This is a genomic window from Peribacillus sp. NPDC097224 (genome assembly GCF_044761985.1).
Lineage (GTDB): Bacteria > Bacillota > Bacilli > Bacillales > DSM-1321 > Peribacillus.
On the sequence record NZ_JBIWDK010000002.1, the window covers coordinates 415,070 to 433,074 of the forward strand.

Sequence of the window (18,005 nt, forward strand, 5' to 3'; positions counted from 1 at the left end):
CTGCCATTTTATTATCGTTTTGCTTTATAGATGTAGGTCGTTTTCTTCGTCTCATTTCCGGCAATATCCGTGACCTTCCATTCGAATGTATTGTTGCCCACTTCAAGTGGCAGCTCAACATCTTCTATCGTTTCTTTGAAAGAACGCATTTTGTACGGTTCTTTAAATTCATGATAGAATACTTCACTTCCGTTCAAGTAAAGGCGGATTTCATCGAAGTTGTCCTCGACGGTCACATCCACTTTCGGGTTCGGTTTTTTGGCCCCTACCATCAGGGGTGCTCCTTTGACCTTCAAGCTTGGTTTCTTTGTGTCCACCATGAACATCCGTTTGAAGGAAATTGTATTACCGACTATGTCCGTTGCTTTAACCACGAAGCTTTGGACGCCGTCATTGTATTTCTTTTTATACGAGAATTCGTATTGTTTCTTCTCTTCATTATATTTCACTGGGACATTTTTATCGTCTATCTTGAATTCCTTGATGCCAGATGCTTCTTTAATGTACCCCGTAATCGTCACATTCTTCGTATTGGTCACGCCCAACACTTCAGGACTCGTGATATAGACGGATGGGGCCGCTTTATCTTTTTCAACCGGCTCCGTATCCTGAGTCAAGTCCGCTTCCGCCGTCTTTTCATTACCTGCGAAGTCTATGGCAACAACCTGTACTTTTTCACCCTTAACATCCGGCAGAGTATATTCTTTTGTATCCGCAGCAAGCGGTTCTGTTATGATTGATTTCCCGTCTATCTGTACATCGTAATACGCCAAGCCTGATCCGTTGGCATTATCCGATCCTTCAATGGCGACCACCTTGCCACTTTTTGAAATCTTGACCGTAGGTGCCACTGTATCGACTTTGACAGGGATTTCAAACGTCTGCCATTTAGCTCCCGCGTAATCGATCACTGCTTTGACTTCATAGATATATTCACCGTCTGCAACGAGCTTATTATTGATTTTGCCATCCCATTTACGGGCGGGGTCTAACGTATAGGCCGTCCCGCTTCCGCCGTCATAATAGTCCTTCCGCACCTGATTCTCCGTTCGGATTGTCCGGACCGATTTTTTCGCAGCATCCATGATGTTGTATTCTACTTTTTTCGCATTTCTCAAGAATGATAGAATCGGGATAAAATCATCCTGCGCTCCATCACCATTCGGGGAGATCGCGATATATTTCCGGTCAAATATCTTTCCTACCGGCTCATACCCCAGGTAGGTAAAGTCTTCACCTGCAGTTGATACCGCACCAGCCATGCCGTAGTATGATTCTTCATCATATTTTGTTCCGTCCAAGATAGGTGCCTTGTCCCATTCTCCTTTGAACCCTACATATGGAACGTTCAGTTCTGGATTATTGTCTGCCGGGTCTTTCAGTGTCACGAACCCTTCAACAAAGTACCCATTTGGAAAGACCTTATCGATTGCGACTGGCGTCTGGAGGTCGTCCCCAAGCACCTTAGCCTTAGACAGGTCCACCTTCACTTCAATGTTGACCGATTTCTTTGCAGGTATAGTGATTTCTTCTTGTTCACGGTTATTGATTTTTATCGTAGCATCCTGAATTTCCTGTGCTTCTAATTGATTGGCTGCATAACCTAACTGTCCCTGAATCGAATAGTCTGTTTGGATATTCCCCAATACATCATATTTGACCGCTTCGTCACTTATATTTTCAACCTTCAAAGTAAAAGCGAACGTGTTTCCTACCTCTTTCAATGCAACCTTCGCTACATTCGTAAATGCCTCGGTCACGACCACCGGCGTAGCCAACGCGGAATTCAATTGCATGATCCCGGCTCCCTGCCTGCGCGGCGAGTAGGGAATATCCCATCCGAATGCAGCATTGACCATGCCTTGATCGGTTACAGGTCGAGAGGTATTCATCATTAGGTTTTTGGCCAGGTTTGCCCGGTCGAACCCTCTTGCATTCAAGTCTTTATCGACTCTTTCCAATACGAGGGCAGAGCCTCCCGCTACGTGAGGAGCCGCCATCGATGTACCGCTCATCATGCCGTATTCATCATTGTTCAATGTCGAATAGATTTGTCCGCCCGGCGCTGTGATTTCCGGTTTGAAATCAAGGTTCGGTGCGACGCCCCATGAAGTAAAGGCACTCATTTTCCCAGCCTCGGGATTAGCTGATTTCACCTTATCCCCCTTGAAAGTGAGCGTCACTTTTTCACCTTCCGATAAGGCGGCTTGTAGCTTCGCACCATCCGATTTAAGCATGAATAGCTGTGGAATCGTTATGCTAGGCTCTGTTGCCATGGATACGTATCCATCAGCATTGTTATAGATGATGGCACCTGTTGCTCCTGCATTCTGAGCATTTTGCGCTTTTTCGATAAAAGTGATTCCCCCACGCTCGATAAGGGCAAACTTGCCTTTGACATCCACCTTGGCTAGCTCCTCAGGGGTTCCAAGGCCTGCATCGACTAGTTCGTGCGTCTTTTCCTTTAAAGCGTTAGGATGCACACTGGAAGCCGACATGAACGGTGCTTTCCCTTCCTGCCCGTTCAACTGATAGGTAGCAGCATCTAAATCAAGATAGTTATTTTCAATCGATGCCACTTGAAGCGAATCATAGGCAAGTCCCGGAGAACCCGCTATGCCGATGTCTGGATTCGTTGCCCATGGATTCGCGAACCCATTTCCAAAGTGGGCAGAGTTTCCTGCGGAAATCGACATCACGATTCCATTTTCCACGGCCCTTGATACGGCCTGTTGCTCAGGATCTTCCTCTGAGACGAAGCCTGCCGTCGAACCAAGACTCATGTTCAAGACATCTGCCCCAAGAATAATGGCATCATCAATGGCCTTGATGTAAATATCCCCCCAGGTCGTCTTCACAGCAGGGTCATTCCCGAACACCTTCAATGCTAAAAGCTGGGCTTCAGGGGCCACCCCTTTAATGCCGCCATTCTCTTCATCCCCATTAGCCGCTGCGGTCCCGGCAACGTGCATCCCATGCATCGAAGCTCCCTCAGCAAGATCGAGGATTTCTTGATTGTCATCCATATAGTTATATCCGTAAGGGACCTTTTCCGTATAATACTTTCCAAGTAACTGGTTGGCTTGTATCATTTCACTGACTTCCGTTTTCGTCAGTTCCGCCTTTGAAGCATCACTGAGGATCATGTCACGGTGAGATGGGTCAATCCCGGTATCAATGATTCCGACGACCATCCCTTCCCCCGTATAGCCGTACTCCCTCCAAGCTTCCTGGGCTTGGACCAGTTCCTTGCTATATACCATATCCGGTTTTTCAACAGGTCGTTTATATTCATTCGCAATATGTACTTCAGCCACTTCAGGCAAAGCTGCCACTTCTTTGACTTCTCCATATTGTAGCTCTGCACTGAACCCATTCAAAACTGTCGTAAAACTTTCAAATTCCTTTAAAGCTATCTTCTTCTCTTTTACTTTATTTTTCACTTTTTTCTGGCCTGATAGTTTTTTAGACTTTAATTCTTCCCTTTTGCTTTTAGAAAGGTCTTTAAATCGTTTACCTTCCTTAGAGGCATATTCAATGGCCGGGGCTTCCTTCATCTGTACGATAACCCTGACCTTTTCATCGGTTTTGTACTTCTTATCTGTCTCTTCTTTCTTCAACTTCAGGATACTTTCCTGATTTTTCTGTCCCGCATTCTTTCCAATCGAAGGATCAGGAAGATTGGCAGCGGAAACCGTTGCTGTAAATACTAATAGAAAGATTGCTAGAATGGGCAAAATGCGTTTAATCAATGAACGATTCCTCCTATAAAATTAGAATTTTCTATATTTTTCCTTATAGGTATAAAAGTATCACACCCTTTATCATGAATTTAAGAGATAATAGTCACTATTTTCCTAGAAGACTCTAGTATAATATGTTTATTTTTCAATACCTGTCATCATTAAGAGATTATGGAAAATATCAAAGCACAAAAAAGGCGGTGATTATGAAAATCACCGCCTCTTCCTCTTTAGTTTTTCATTCTTGGATCCAATGCATCACGTAGGCCATCGCCCATCAGGTTGAAGCCAAGTACGGTCAACATGATGGCGATCCCTGGGAATAGAACGGTCCAAGGCGCCTGAATGATGAACTGTCTCGAATCAGCAAGCATTTTTCCCCATTCAGGTGAAGGTGGTTGTGCACCCAGCCCAAGGAATCCAAGCGCTGCACACTCAATGATGGCGGTCGCGATCGCTAAAGTCCCTTGAACGATGATGGGCGCAAGGCTATTCGGCAGGACGTGGTGAATCAAAATCCGACCATCCCCCATACCAATCGCCTTAGCGGCCGTTACATACTCCTCTTCTTTTACAGTCAGAACCCGTGATCGCAAAAGTCTACCGAACGTAGGCACATTGACGATTGCAATCGCGATGAGTGCATTGCGCAGGGATGGTCCCAATACGGCAACAACCGCTATGGCTAGCAGGATGCTCGGAAACGCCAGTACAATGTCAAAAAGCCTCGAAATGATCGTATCGATCCACTTGCCATAATACCCGGCTATGATGCCGAGGAAAGATCCGACCACTACAGAACCAGCCACCGATAAAAAGCCGACCCATAGAGATAAGCGAGAGCCATAGATGATTCGGCTCAAGATATCGCGGCCGAATTCATCCGTGCCAAACCAATGCTCTGACGAAGGGGACAAATGTTTATCGCTGAGCTTCTGCCCTTCGTAGGAATAGGGTGCAATAAGCGGGGCGAAAATAGCCAGTATAATGAAAAATAGGACAATGCCGAGGCCAACCAGGGCAACCTTATTTTTCTTGAAGCTTTTCCAACCTTCCTTCCAGGGAGAAATGGCTTTTTCCTCTACCTCTTGAGGGGGAATGATCGGCGGTGTATTCGTAACAATTTCAGCCATGAGATATCCTCCCTATTTATATTTAATCCTAGGATCAATCGCTGCATACAAAAGGTCCACAATCAAGTTAATCATGACGAACAAAAAGGCGATGACGAGAATTCCCGATTGAATGACCGGATAATCCCGGTAAAGGATAGCTTCATAGATATATGTTCCAATACCCGGCCATCCAAAGATGGTTTCCGTTAAAATCGCGCCACCCAATAGTAGACCCGTTTGCAGACCGATAACGGTGACCACTGGAATTAAAGCATTTTTCAGGGAGTGCTTATAAACCACCCAGAACATTTTCATGCCCTTCGCACGAGCCGTCCGGATGAAATCGGACCTCATGATTTCTAGCATGGATGAGCGTGTCATTCTCGCAATGATCGCCATCGGGATGGTTGCAAGTGCAATTCCCGGTAAGATAAGATGTTTCACCACTTCAATAAATTGATCGAATCTACCGGAAACAAGAGTATCTATTAAATAAAAGCCCGTTATCGCTTCCACAGGGTCTCTTATATTGTCCCGTCCAGTTGTTGGAAGCAAGTCCCACTGAATCGCAACAAGATACTGTTCCATAAGGCCAAGCCAGAATATCGGCATCGATACGCCAATTAAGGCAACGATCATGGCCGTATAATCAAACCAGGAATTTTGGAACCATGCCGAGATGATCCCGGCATTTACGCCGATAATGACCGCTATAATCATCGCAATCAGGGCCAATTCCATCGTGGCCGTTAAGTAAGGCCAAATTTCCTCTGAAACAGGGGTATTCGTTTTTAGAGAAACCCCCAGATTGCCTGTTAACAGGCCAATTAAGTAATCCCAGAACTGAATGAACCATGGTTGGTCCAAACCAAGCTCCTTTGTCATGGCAGCGACGGCTTCTTTCGTTGCCTGCTGCCCTAATATTACCTGGGCGGGGTTTCCCGGTATCGCCCGAATCATCATGAATACAATAAACGCCATTCCGAGAAGCACCGGAATGAGAGAACCCAAACGTCTTATGGTATAGGAAAACAAAACACTCACCTGCCTTTTTTACACATGGGCTTTTAATCGCCCTTCATTCTTTAAATCTTTAATTCACATGACAAAACCGGGGAGCATACATTCATACCCCCCGGTCCGTACAATTAATTTTCGATTGACACGTTAATTAGAGACTGAGAACCTGTAGGATGCGGAACGAATCCTTTGATTGTCTTAGTACCAGCTAATTGTGGCAACGAATGTACAAGTGGTACCCAAGGTGCTTCTTCATGTATGATTTCCTGTGCTTTTCCGTATAGCTCATTACGTTTTGCTTCATCTGCAGTAGATTGAGCTTCAATCAATAATTTATGCACTTCTTCGTTTGCATAGCGAGAGTAGTTGTTCGAGCCGATTGTATCTTTATCCAATAATGTATAAAGGAAGTTATCGGCATCTCCATTATCACCAGTCCAGCCAAGCATGAATGAAGGAGCTTCACCGGCTTGTACTTTTTCCAAGTATGCAGCCCACTCATACGTCATGATATTGGCTTCAATATTGACTTGTTTCAGACTTGCTTGAATGGCTTCAGCGACTTTTTGTCCATCAGGCATATATGGACGTGGTACCGGCATGGCCCATAGATCCATTTTGAATCCATCTTCAAGACCAGCCTTTTTCAAAAGTTCTTTTGCCTTTTCTACGTTGTATTCATAGTCTTCAATTTCATCATTGTATCCAGAAACGGATGGTGGCATCGGGTTCTTCGCAGGCTCAGCCGTTCCTTCAAAGAAGTTATCGATGATTTCCTGTTTGTTGATCAAATGGGAAATGGCTTGACGCACTTCCTTTTTATCGAATGGCGCTTTTTCAACGTTAAATCCAAAGTAGCCAACGTTCATGGATGGACGTTCAAAGATTTGAAGGTTTTTGTCCCCTGTCACTTTGCTGATATCACTTGGGTTCAATCCGTCCATTAGGTCGACTTCACCTTTGATTGCTGCATTCAAACGAGCCGAGTTATCTTTGATGACTTTAAACGTGATGCCATCAAGTTTTGGCAATCCTTCTTGCCAATAGTCTTCATTTTTCACGACTTCAATCGTGTCGCCTGGTTTCCATGATTTGAACTTGAAAGGACCCGTTCCAGACGGATTCTTGCCGAAATTGTCTCCATCTTTCTCAACTGCCGTTGGACTTGCAATGGCAAATGGTGACATCGCAACGTTTTTCAAGAATGGTGCTTGTGGGCGTACTAGTGTGAATTCCACTGTGCTATCATCAAGAGCTTTTACTTCTTTAATCACGTGGCCTTCGTCACCTTCAAAGCCACCGAACATGGAAGCATAGTAAGCAAATTTCGCTTCATCCTTACTTGTTGCCCAGCGCTGAAAGTTCTTAACGACCGCTTCCGCGTTGAAATCCGTGCCATCGTGGAACTTAATGCCCGTTTTCAGCTTGAACGTGTAAGTTTTCGCATCTTCGGAAACTTCCCATGACTCTGCAAGGCCCGGTTCGATTTCCGTATTGTCTTCTCCATATTTCACAAGTGTTTCATAGATTTGCTGTGTGACGATATAAGACTCGCCATCCGTTACGATAGCAGGATCAAGTGAAACCGCATCTCCGCCTTTACCGTATATTAAAACCCCGCCGCCCTTTGCCTCGCTTGAGCCGCCTTTTTCATCATCCTTATCTTTCGATGTCGATGATGAACAGCCAGCAAGCGCAAGTGAAATGGCTAAAATACTGGTTAACAATAAAGCTAATGTCTTCTTCATATTCTTCCCCCTTATTTTCTGTAAATTTATGTATACGTCCTATCAATTATATAAATGACAAGAGACGTAGTGACCTGGTTTGTGTTCCTGTAAAATTGGTTTTACAGTCTTGCATTCTGGCATCGCTTTCGGGCACCTTGTATGGAATGTGCATCCGCTAGGCGGGTTGGATGGACTCGGGACATCGCCCTGCAATATGACCCTATCGCCCTTATACTCTACATCCGGAATCGGAACCGCCGATAGTAAGGCTTGTGTATACGGATGTAGCGGATCTTCATAAAGCCCTTCACTTTCCGTCAATTCAACAATATGTCCTAGATACATCACGCCTACCCGATCCGAGATATGCCTAACGACTCCGAGATCATGGGCAATGAAAAGATAAGTGAGGTCAAAATCCCTCTGCAAATCTTGTAGGAGATTTAACACCTGTGCTTGAATGGAAACATCCAAAGCCGAAACAGGCTCATCCGCGATAATCAGCTTTGGATTGACGGCTAGAGCCCTGGCGATGCCAATACGTTGCCTCTGACCACCACTGAACTGATGTGGGTATCGTTTGGCATGGTAACTGCTTAACCCAACAACCTTAAGTAGCTCCTGCACACGCTTTTTCCGTTCTTTCTTATCTTTGACACCATGGACGATGAGTGGTTCTTCCAATATCTTTTCAACCGTGTGCCTAGGATTGAGCGAGGCGAATGGATCTTGAAAGACCATTTGCATTTCGCGGCGCATCTTCCTCATTTCACGGGTGGATAGTGTCGTCAGGTCCTTACCCTCAAAGTAGACATTACCTTCACTTGGCTCGAGTAATCGAAGCAAAAGTCTGCCCGTCGTCGATTTACCGCATCCGCTTTCACCGACAAGGCCAAGCGTCTCCCCTTTGTTTATGGAGAATGACAAGCCATCGACGGCTTTCACCTCGCCGATCGTTTTACCGAGCACTCCCCCTTTGATTGGGAAATGCTTCTTCAGATTTTCTACCTTAACTAATGGTTGAGTCATGCAATGGTGCTCCTTTCGCATCTTCATACAGCCAACAACGCACTTGTTGCCCTTCATCAAAAGCCAGAAGAGACGGGGTTTCATTCAGGCATTGCTCCATCGCATGAGAACAGCGAGGGGCAAACTGGCAGCCAAGTTTGCTCGTTCCCGGTTTTGGCACATTTCCAGGGATTGAATAAAGCCGTTCCTTCTTTACGCGCATATCAGGAATCGATTGCAGGAGGCCAATCGTATACGGATGCTTCGGGTTTTGAAAAACCGTTTGCACTTTTCCTTCCTCGACCACCCTACCGGCATACATGACTATGACACGCTCACACATTTGTGCCACTACACCAAGGTCATGGGTGATCATCATGATTGCTGTATCTGTCTCCTTGTTCAGGTTCTTCATCAATTCTAAAATCTGGGCTTGAATCGTGACATCCAAGGCCGTGGTCGGCTCGTCCGCTATAAGTAGCTTTGGCTCACAAATCATGGCCATGGCAATCATGACACGCTGTCTCATCCCGCCCGAAAGCTGATGAGGGTATTCATCTATCAGTTCTTCGGCTCGTCCAAGCCCAACCAACTTCAACATTTCGACCGCTCTTTGGCGGGCCTGTTTTTTATTCCATTTTCTATGTATCCGAAGTGTCTCCACCAATTGTTCTCCAATTGTAAAGACAGGATTCAAGCTTGTCATTGGTTCCTGGAAGATCATAGCGATTTCATTTCCCCGAATCTTTCGCATTTTAGCTTCAGATGCGTTGGCAATGTTACTTCCCTTAAACAATATTTCCCCTTCTACCTTACCGGTAGGCGAAGGCACAAGCCCCATGATCGACAAAGAGGTTACACTCTTCCCACAGCCCGATTCCCCGACAATTCCTAACACCTCACCAGGATTGATATGAAAATCGATGGAATTCACGACAGGAATCTCTCCATCGTCAGTACGAAAGCTCGTTCGTAACCCGTTGACTTCAATAATTGGAACACTCATTACATCACTTCCCATATATCTCTAGTTTACAATTTTAATATTATTTGGTTTATTATTACATCAAAATTAAAATTTTACAATATATTTTCTCAAAATTCCAACTTAACAGAATTATATTTTTAATTAGTACAATAGTATTAGCCCACAGAAAAGAATGACTGTATGTATACAGTCATTCTAAAAAGAGGAGGAATCATGTCTTTCGATTCCATTTTAGGAGAGGATTCGGAGAAACTTACGGGGGAAAAGCCTGGTCGGCTTTGGGGAAAGAGAAAAATTACAGGACTTGCCCAGTATTATTATGCTTTTTGAAGGGTGCCGCTTTTTATACGTTCACTAATTTGTTCTAAATTTGTAACCCGTTTGTCTAATTTTTCATTATGCTCATATAAATACTTGTTATACGATTCTAATTGGGCTACCTTTAACCTGAGGTGTTTCAACTCATCTTCATTCTCTTTTGTTTGGACATGGGTCTTGGCCACATGCCCAATTAAGTCGCCAATGAGTTGTTCTACTCGTTGCTTATCCTGCATCGAACTGAACAGGAGTCGGTTTCACTGTTGCCCGTTGGAAAGCATTCCATTTTTTTCACTCATGCTTCACCTCCAAGTAAGCTATAGACCAATATGTTCGAATTCCTTTGCCTTGCCATCATTCTGCTGCTTAGTCCCTATGAATTGAACCAGCTCGGCAATCACTTCGGTGACATATACTTTTTTACCCTCTTGGTTGTCATATCTTCTCGTTTGAATTCTGCCAGTTATCCCGACAATCGAACCTTTTTTACAATATTGTGCTGTATTTTTGGCTGTTCTTTTCCAAAGGGTACAGTGTACGAAGTCAGCCTCGTAATCCCCTGCATGATTACGAAAATTACGGTTCACAGCTACTGTAATATTGGAGACCGCCTTGCCATCTGGCGTATACCTTAATTCGGGATCCTTCGTCAATCTTCCGACAAGGGTTACTTGATTGATCATCTTTTTCCTCCTTTCCTTTCATGATCTAATCATAAGATTTTCTTTTAAAAAGGGGAAATCGACAAAATGGACGAATGCCACTCATTTTGGCTTTAAAAAACGTTATATTACACCCATAACTCTTTTTTGCAGAAAACTTGTTTACTAAAAAGCTTAAACCTATCAATTTGGACTTTTTTTTACTTTTAGCGTATTTTTAGGTTTATCATTTTAAAAAATCAAAATATTCTAGTATGATATAATTACCTTTAAAAGGAATTAACAGGGATAAATGGGCATTTGACTGTCTTCTTCATAAAGGCAAGGAATGGAGGTATTTAATGAAATCTTTCAAATTAATCTATCTACAGATTGTTACAGAGGATTCACGATTAATTGATATACCCTTAGCCGATGGACTCATCATTAATAAAGAAAATGATATCAGCTCGTGGCTCCTAGAGGCCTTTGTGGCAGAAAAACATTTTCATGAGTTTGCATCCTCACTTCCTGATATTGATGGAAAAGTGACCATTCAGGCTGTTATAACGAAAAAAGACAATGAACCCGCTTTATTCGATACCGTCCTGCGCACCATTAAAAAAGTCGATGGTCACTATAGCCTTTTATTTGTCGGCCATATCAAAAAAAACCACACAAAATATGCAGAACTTCTTCTTGAGGATTTAGTCTATAAAGGCTTGGAGGGCGAGGATTTAATCAGGGAATTCAAGAAAAAAATTAAATCCAGACCTAAACTGTCCACCTATAAATCGTCCATAAAATAAAAAACTGGCTTAGCTGAAGGGAATAACACCCGCCATTGCTAAGCCAGTCCTCTTTATATGCCTTTTATTTGTTATCTTCGCCTTTTTTCTCAGCATCTTCCATTAAATCGTCAGAATCATTGTTGTTGTTCGTTGTATTGTTATTGTCGTCGCCATTCATCGTATCATCATTTTCGATCATACCGTCGTTATCCGTATCAAGATTGTTATTATCGTTTCCAGTGCCTCCATTATCATCGACACCATCATTTTGATTTTCTTCGATCATGTTGTCATTCTCGGGTGCAGGATTGTTGTCATCATCATTTCCACATCCAGCAAGGAACATGGCAGACATCAAAGATCCCCCGATTAGCGCATAAAGTCTTTTCTTCATCATGAGTAGGTAACCTCCCTTCATTCTTTATCATTTAGTATTTTGCCCGAATGTAAAAATAACTTGCGCCTTATTTTTAATTAGTAAAATATGCTTGAACTTCTGCATATAAAAGATGCCGGACATAAATGTCCGGCATCAAAGGGAGAAAAAATGGTTGTAAACAACTAACTGCAATCATTGTAGCTATCATCTGCATCGTATATGTATTATGTACACCTAATTCGTTCTTCTTAAACATTCTTGCTCAAAATGGCCATGTTTAGCCCTTTTAAGCTTATTTATCTCCAAAAGCGAACATGATTTCCGTTTCACAGGCAACTTCGCCATCTACTGTCGCGACCGCTTTTCCTTTACCAACCGATCCCCTTAACCGAATAATTTCTACTTCGAGGCGGAGTTGATCTCCCGGTTTTACCTGGCGCTTGAAACGACAGTTATCGATTCCTGCAAAAAAGGCCAGCCGCCCTTTAAATTCTTCTTGTTTCAATACAGCTACAGCACCTACTTGCGCTAACGCCTCCACAATCAATACACCCGGCATAACAGGGTAATCCGGAAAGTGGCCATTGAAAAATTCTTCATTGGCTGATACATTTTTTAATCCTACAGCTCTTTTCCCATCTTCCACTTCAATAATCCGGTCAACTAATAAAAAAGGGTAACGATGGGGAATGATGTCCTTTATCTGCGTAATATCTAACATGGCTTTTCCTCCTAATAATGATATTGCCTACTTTTAACGAAAACTCGCCCCTCCCTTACATAGGGAAGAGGCATGTTGTTGCCAATTGAAATTTTCTAAAACGGTGGCAACTGCGTCGACAGACTATTTCTATGCATCTTCATTTACAATATCGATAATATGGGTCCATGTGGATTTCTTGAAAACATCCGTTGCCTGCCCTCCGCCAATCACACTATAGCCTATTAGTGAACCGGCAAGTAAAGCGATGAATATCAATCCGATGATCATAAGTAAACGCAGCCAGATCGGCAACAGCCGGACCTTGATTCTTCGGTTCGGTTGCGTTGTTTTTGCTTCCTTGACCTCTTCACTCACTTCTTGTCTCATTACACTTTTTTGTTCCATACCCATACAAAAGCTCCTTTTTTCAGAAAACTCGCCGAATAAAAGCGTCTTGGCTTATACATAAATAGAAGCATCAAATCACATGCCATGTCAAAATGAATGAGCGTCAACGGTCCTCTTTGCTAAAGTATAATGAAAAACGCTTCAATATGAAACCTAAAGTCATGATTTTATACCCTATCGCGCTTACCGAATCCCATTAATCAGTCCACCCATTTGATCGGCCATCGTTATCGCCCGGGATTGAAATTGATATTGACGTTGGGCATTGATCAAATCCGTCATCTCTTTTGATAGATCGACGTTTGATGATTCAAGTGAACCTTTTTTCACTGCGATCTCTGTACGGTCATCCCCCGTCAATAGCGTCATGATGTCGTCTTCCGTTACACCCATTTCACCGAGGTTGCCCGGGAGCCCCAACAGATTCCCCCCCAATTGTTCCAGGAATTGCGGTTTTTTTACAGAAACGATACCAAGACCGAAGCTTCGCTCTCCATATTCTTCTGTATCCACATTCAATAAACCTTCTTCCGAAACCTTAATATCTTTGATGCTGCCATCAATTAGAATCGGATTCCCATATTCATCAAGGACTTGATGTCCGGCTGAGGTAACGAGCATCATTTGATCTGGGTTCGCCTCGTTAGGAGAAAGATAAAAAGCGCCATCTCTCGTTAAACGAGTGTTGGTCCCTCCGTCATCCTGTACGTTTACCGTGAAAAATAGATCTTCCTTCGTCAATGCCACATCCAGGTTGCGATCGGTATTCTTTAGCGAACCTTGTGTCAGCACGATTTGGGATGGATTTAATTTGGCACCCGTTCCCTGACGAATGCCCGGTGTGGTCAGCCTTCCGATTTCCTTCGTCTCACTCGGCTGATTATTAAAACTTTGGGTTAACATATCACTAAAGCTGGTTTGCGTCTTTTTATAAGCCGTGGTATCCACATTAGCAATATTATTGCTGATCTGATCAATTTGACTTTGAATTTGGTTGAGTGTATTCGTCGCGGATAACATCGTTCGATTCATAGACATTCCCCTTACTGTTCAAATTTCCTAAAGATTCCTTCTACAAATCCATAATTAGAGTTTCCCCACTTCATTAACCGCTTTATCGAGACTCTTATCATAAGCTTGAAGGACTTTTTGATTCGCTTCAAAAGATCGGTACGCCGACATCATTTCCGTCATCGTCCTCGATTGATCGACATTAGATCCCTCAAGGAAACCCTGTTTCGTTGAGAAGGTCAATCCTTCTGCTGCATACGCATTGGGCAATTCATTATCGACAGCCCTATATAACCCTTCGCCATCTTTCACGAGCTGTTTAGTGGGGTCGTCTGCATAACCGATGCCAAGGCGGGCCGCTTGATTATTGCCTTCAAAGATCATTCCCTTTTCGGTCACGGTGAAGCGATCATTCTCAAGCTGTATCCGTTCATTGTTCTCATCCAATACATAATAGCCTTTAGAATTCGTCAAATAGCCTTGACCATCCAGAGTGAAACTGCCGTCCCTTGTATAACGCACTTGCCCGTCTTTATCTTGGACGGTATAAAGGACCGACCCGGCCTTCCCCGTTTCCTCATTGATGGGAAGATTTTCATCTGCTAAGGCAATATCGGTACTAAGCTCCGTTTCTTCAAGGGTCCCTTGCGTGAACAATGGACTCGCTTCTTGTACATAAACGCCTGTACTAAGACTGCCCACTTGCGATAACTTGGGCACGCTTAAATTGTTTTCGGTAGGTATTGCATTACGCTGCATATTGCCAAGTAACATTTCCGGAAAAGACCGTACACTGGTTTGATCGGCTTTAAACCCGGTTGTATTCGCATTGGAGATATTATTCGTTAGCATTTCTGTGCGTCTTTGCTGTGTAAGCATTCCAGAAGCGGCTGTATAAAAACCTCTTAACATTTTATTTCACTCCTCATTCCACAAAAGTATTCCGTTCATTTCCTATATGTATCTTATCGGATATAATCGTCTGTATTTAAGGGGAAAATAAATGCTTGGTCCAGAATCATTCATTTCTTGTTTTAGGATAGGTCAAATTTAAAGGAATAGTGTTAAAGTTCCAAACTAAAAGAATAGGGTCTATTGCTCATCAGTACTAGAACTGCACGGACTTTCACTATGCTTCATGTGTGTCTGAACCTTAGACCCTTATCTTATAATGCAGCTTTTTACGGCCGCTTTTTTTTAATTGAATTTGCGCCTTGGCAATTTATCCATATTATCTAACATGATTCCCGTTCCAATCGCTACGCAATCCATTGGATGCTCTGCAACGAGTACAGGGACTTTAAGTTCTTCTGCTAAAAGCAGGTCGATGCCATGAAGCAAAGCTCCACCACCTGTTAATATCACGCCACGGTCAATAATATCAGCAGAAAGTTCTGGTGGTGTCCGTTCAAGCACAGCTTTGGCAGCTTGTACGATAACGGAGACTTGTTCACGCAGCGCCTCCTCGATTTCTTCCGAGTTAACGGAGATGGTCCTAGGTAAGCCTGAAACCATATCACGTCCGCGTATATCAATTTCTTCGTTGCGTGAACCTGGGAATACCGTCGCAACCTGCATTTTGATATTTTCAGCTGTACGTTCACCGATTAGGAGCTTATACTTACGTTTAACGTAGTGTAAGATTTCATTATCGAATTTATCACCGGCCATTTTGATCGAAGAAGACGTAACGATATCCCCCATTGAAAGAACCGCGATATCCGTTGTACCACCGCCAATATCCACGACCATGTTACCGCTTGGTTGGAAAATATCCATGCCAGCACCGATTGCAGCCACTTTAGGTTCTTCTTCAAGGAATACTTTTTTCCCGCCACTTTTTTCAGCAGCCTCTTTGATTGCCTTTTGTTCAACACTCGTGATGTTTGTTGGACAGCAAATCAAAATCCGTGGCTTAGAAAGAAAGCCTTTCACATTTAACTTATTTATAAAATGCTTAAGCATCATTTCCGTTACATCGAAGTCAGCAATGACACCGTCTTTTAGAGGGCGAATTGCAACAATGTTTCCTGGTGTCCGGCCTACCATTTTACGAGCCTCATCACCAACAGCAAGAACACGGTTCGTATTCTTATCAATGGCTACTACCGAAGGCTCATTTAACACTATTCCTTTACCTTTGACATGTATTAGAACATTGGCTGTTCCAAGATCTATCCCAATATCTCTAGCAAACATTTCTTAAATCCTCCTTGAATATCCTCACATAAAACCTAATTCTGTCCTAATTGTTTATTTTACCATATCGCCTTGTCAAGAAGAAGTATGAAATACAAATAAAAACGAAACCTGTCCCGTATTATCCTATTTAACATAGATATATAAAGGATTTCCATATTGACAAAATTAATCCATAAAAAAATTCCGGGTTGGAGGTTCCTGACTTAGGTGTAGAAAAGGACATGTTTATATGCCATCCTTTGTCTTTACCCTAATCCCTTGGAATCATTTCCAATTTCCGGAATGGATTTGTGATTTACTTAGCGATTTCTTCTTCTTTTTCTGACCGTTTATATTTGAGCTTGGTCGCTTCTCCACCCCGAAGGTGACGAATGGATTTATGGTAATCCAATATATCCTTCACTTCGTTAGCCAATTCAGGATTAATTTCCGGAAGCCTCTCCGTTAAATCTTTATGGACTGTACTTTTAGAGACACCGAATTCTTTTGCAATGACGCGGACCGTCTTTCTAGTTTCCACGATATACTTGCCTATCTTGATAGTTCTTTCTTTGATGTAATCGTGCACACCACTCGACCTCCCCAAATTGGATGTGAGAAGTGTGAAATGAGATTCGTATTTTTCGAATCGAATACCCCTGTCTTATAAACAATGAAAGATAGAATGATCAACTATTAGATTATTTGTAATAAACGACCCCTCACCTCAAACACTCTCTTTGCATGGTTTATAACATCTTATTAGCTTGGTTAAGAATATATGCCTAATGGACAGGGCGTTTCGTTTTATTTATCAACATTCTGCCGTTCCTTTTCCAGTAACTGCATTATTTCCCGAGAAATATGTCAGATAATCAGACCTTTTCTCATATATTCCACTATTTCCCCGAAATTAAAAAAGGGAGCCGTTCAAATTGAACGGCCCCCTTTTTACCAAATTTTCAGTTGTTGTACTTCTTAACGCTCATGGTTTATGTTTTGATTGTATTTGAATTTTTTATTGTGATTAATTTGCTTCCTTTAATGAATCTTCCAAAGAATCGCTTTTCTCGGTAGAATCTTCAGCTGGGGTGGAGTTATCATCTTCAGTGCCACTTTCTAGCTCAGTGCCTGCGTCAGATTCGCCCGTTGCTGGTGATTCCTCTGTCCCTTTTTCAGAACCCTCGGCAGCAGGTGCTTCTTCTTTGCCTGCTGAATCATCCTTGTTACCTTCTGTTTCTTCAGTTGCTGTTTGTATAGCGGATGCTTGCTTTTCAATAAAGTCAACTGGATTCAACGCGATGTCGTCTTTTCTGATTTCGAAGTGAACGTGAACGCCTGCCTCTTCATTGATTTGGCTTTTGCCTGAAGTTGCGATAGCTTGTCCTTGTTTCACTTTGTCCCCAACGGCAACCTTGATATCCTTAACAGATTGATAACGAGTAACGACGCCATCTTCATGCTCAACTTCAATCAAATTGCCAAGTAGAGCGTCTTCCTGTACTTTCGATACATTACCGCTCAATGATGCTTTCACATCGAAAGATTTTCCATCTTCCATTGCAATGTCGATCCCTTTATTCTGCTCATATCTATTGTTGTAGAAGACCAACGCATCTTCTTGTGACTTCTCATCTGCATTCACGTCATAGAATTGTTTTTTGATGACCGTTTTATCGGCATTGGCTACAGGCATCTTAACGGTTTCCAGATCACTATTCACTTCGACTGAAGGCTGATCATAGTTTTTTCCTGTTTCAGCTGAATCCTTTTTCTCGTCCTTAGCTGAATCATCAAAACTATTTTGTAATAAAAAGGCCGCGGCTAAGATTAAGGCTGCACTTGCGATATAGATTGCTGATAATGCCCAACGCTTTTTGAGTATTCGTTGGATTTTGGAAGTTGGTCTTTTTTCTTCCTCTCTCATATTAATCACCTCAGCAACCATTCTGAACATTTTGCCAAGATT

At 42.9% G+C, this 18,005-nt stretch carries 17 protein-coding genes; 1 reads left to right on the plus strand and 16 read right to left on the minus strand.

All coding sequences use genetic code 11. From position 1 onward, the window contains the following. Positions 1 to 11: 11 nt before the first annotated feature. The 8 genes from ACIQXR_RS05460 to ssb form a co-directional block, all read right to left on the minus strand. On the minus strand, positions 12 to 3,752 hold the full coding sequence (locus tag ACIQXR_RS05460; RefSeq protein WP_403079691.1) for a S8 family serine peptidase: 3,741 nt from the start codon (positions 3,750 to 3,752) through the stop codon (positions 12 to 14). A gap of 221 nt (positions 3,753 to 3,973) precedes the next feature. Then, complete coding sequence (locus ACIQXR_RS05465; RefSeq protein WP_402870427.1) at positions 3,974 to 4,876, minus strand: ABC transporter permease; 903 nt, start codon at positions 4,874 to 4,876, stop codon at positions 3,974 to 3,976. A 12-nt stretch (positions 4,877 to 4,888) separates the two neighbouring features. After that, positions 4,889 to 5,893: an ABC transporter permease gene (locus ACIQXR_RS05470; protein ID WP_402871314.1), complete on the minus strand. Its 1,005-nt coding sequence runs from the start codon at positions 5,891 to 5,893 to the stop codon at positions 4,889 to 4,891. Between the two features lie 113 nt (positions 5,894 to 6,006). Next, positions 6,007 to 7,626 carry an ABC transporter substrate-binding protein gene (locus ACIQXR_RS05475; RefSeq protein WP_403079692.1) on the minus strand — a complete coding sequence of 540 codons (1,620 nt, stop codon included), beginning with the start codon at positions 7,624 to 7,626 and terminating at the stop codon, positions 6,007 to 6,009. Between the two features lie 42 nt (positions 7,627 to 7,668). Then, positions 7,669 to 8,637, minus strand: a complete 969-nt coding sequence (locus tag ACIQXR_RS05480; protein WP_402954822.1) for an ABC transporter ATP-binding protein — start codon at positions 8,635 to 8,637, stop codon at positions 7,669 to 7,671. Continuing rightward, a complete protein-coding gene (locus ACIQXR_RS05485; protein WP_402870419.1) occupies positions 8,618 to 9,622 on the minus strand; it encodes an ABC transporter ATP-binding protein in 1,005 nt (334 codons plus the stop codon). Before ACIQXR_RS05485 ends, ACIQXR_RS05480 begins: the two co-directional genes overlap by 20 nt. Positions 9,623 to 9,921: 299 nt before the next feature. Next, the gene (locus ACIQXR_RS05490; protein ID WP_403079693.1) at positions 9,922 to 10,158 is read right to left on the minus strand and encodes a hypothetical protein; all 237 of its coding nucleotides are present in this window, start codon (positions 10,156 to 10,158) and stop codon (positions 9,922 to 9,924) included. 81 nt (positions 10,159 to 10,239) lie between these two features. Then, positions 10,240 to 10,605 (minus strand): single-stranded DNA-binding protein, encoded by a 366-nt coding sequence (ssb, locus tag ACIQXR_RS05495; protein ID WP_403079695.1) that lies wholly within the window; start codon positions 10,603 to 10,605, stop codon positions 10,240 to 10,242. Positions 10,606 to 10,925: 320 nt separating this feature from the next. Between ssb and ACIQXR_RS05500 the strand changes: the two genes are divergently transcribed. Then, entirely contained in the window at positions 10,926 to 11,372 is a 447-nt protein-coding gene (locus tag ACIQXR_RS05500; RefSeq protein ID WP_403079696.1) for a YwpF family protein, read from the plus strand. Between the two features lie 64 nt (positions 11,373 to 11,436). Here ACIQXR_RS05500 and ACIQXR_RS05505 read toward each other — a convergent pair whose 3' ends face one another. The 8 genes from ACIQXR_RS05505 to spoIIQ all read right to left on the minus strand — a co-directional run bounded on the left by ACIQXR_RS05505 (position 11,437) and on the right by spoIIQ (position 17,963). After that, positions 11,437 to 11,751 carry a hypothetical protein gene (locus ACIQXR_RS05505; protein ID WP_403079697.1) on the minus strand — a complete coding sequence of 105 codons (315 nt, stop codon included), beginning with the start codon at positions 11,749 to 11,751 and terminating at the stop codon, positions 11,437 to 11,439. Between the two features lie 274 nt (positions 11,752 to 12,025). After that, positions 12,026 to 12,454 carry a 3-hydroxyacyl-ACP dehydratase FabZ gene (gene fabZ / locus ACIQXR_RS05510; RefSeq protein ID WP_402870407.1) on the minus strand — a complete coding sequence of 143 codons (429 nt, stop codon included), beginning with the start codon at positions 12,452 to 12,454 and terminating at the stop codon, positions 12,026 to 12,028. A 129-nt stretch (positions 12,455 to 12,583) separates the two neighbouring features. Continuing rightward, entirely contained in the window at positions 12,584 to 12,847 is a 264-nt protein-coding gene (locus ACIQXR_RS05515) for a DNA-directed RNA polymerase subunit beta (protein WP_402870404.1), read from the minus strand. Positions 12,848 to 13,027: 180 nt separating this feature from the next. Continuing rightward, on the minus strand, positions 13,028 to 13,876 hold the full coding sequence (locus tag ACIQXR_RS05520) for a flagellar hook-basal body protein (RefSeq protein ID WP_403079699.1): 849 nt from the start codon (positions 13,874 to 13,876) through the stop codon (positions 13,028 to 13,030). Positions 13,877 to 13,930: 54 nt separating this feature from the next. After that, a complete protein-coding gene (locus ACIQXR_RS05525) occupies positions 13,931 to 14,767 on the minus strand; it encodes a flagellar hook-basal body protein (protein WP_402870400.1) in 837 nt (278 codons plus the stop codon). 285 nt (positions 14,768 to 15,052) lie between these two features. Then, positions 15,053 to 16,054 (minus strand): rod shape-determining protein, encoded by a 1,002-nt coding sequence (gene mreB / locus ACIQXR_RS05530; protein WP_402870397.1) that lies wholly within the window; start codon positions 16,052 to 16,054, stop codon positions 15,053 to 15,055. A 298-nt stretch (positions 16,055 to 16,352) separates the two neighbouring features. Continuing rightward, entirely contained in the window at positions 16,353 to 16,625 is a 273-nt protein-coding gene (gene spoIIID, locus ACIQXR_RS05535; RefSeq protein ID WP_402870395.1) for a sporulation transcriptional regulator SpoIIID, read from the minus strand. A gap of 438 nt (positions 16,626 to 17,063) precedes the next feature. Continuing rightward, entirely contained in the window at positions 17,064 to 17,963 is a 900-nt protein-coding gene (spoIIQ, locus tag ACIQXR_RS05540; RefSeq protein WP_403079701.1) for a stage II sporulation protein SpoIIQ, read from the minus strand. Between the last annotated feature and the right edge of the window lie 42 nt (positions 17,964 to 18,005).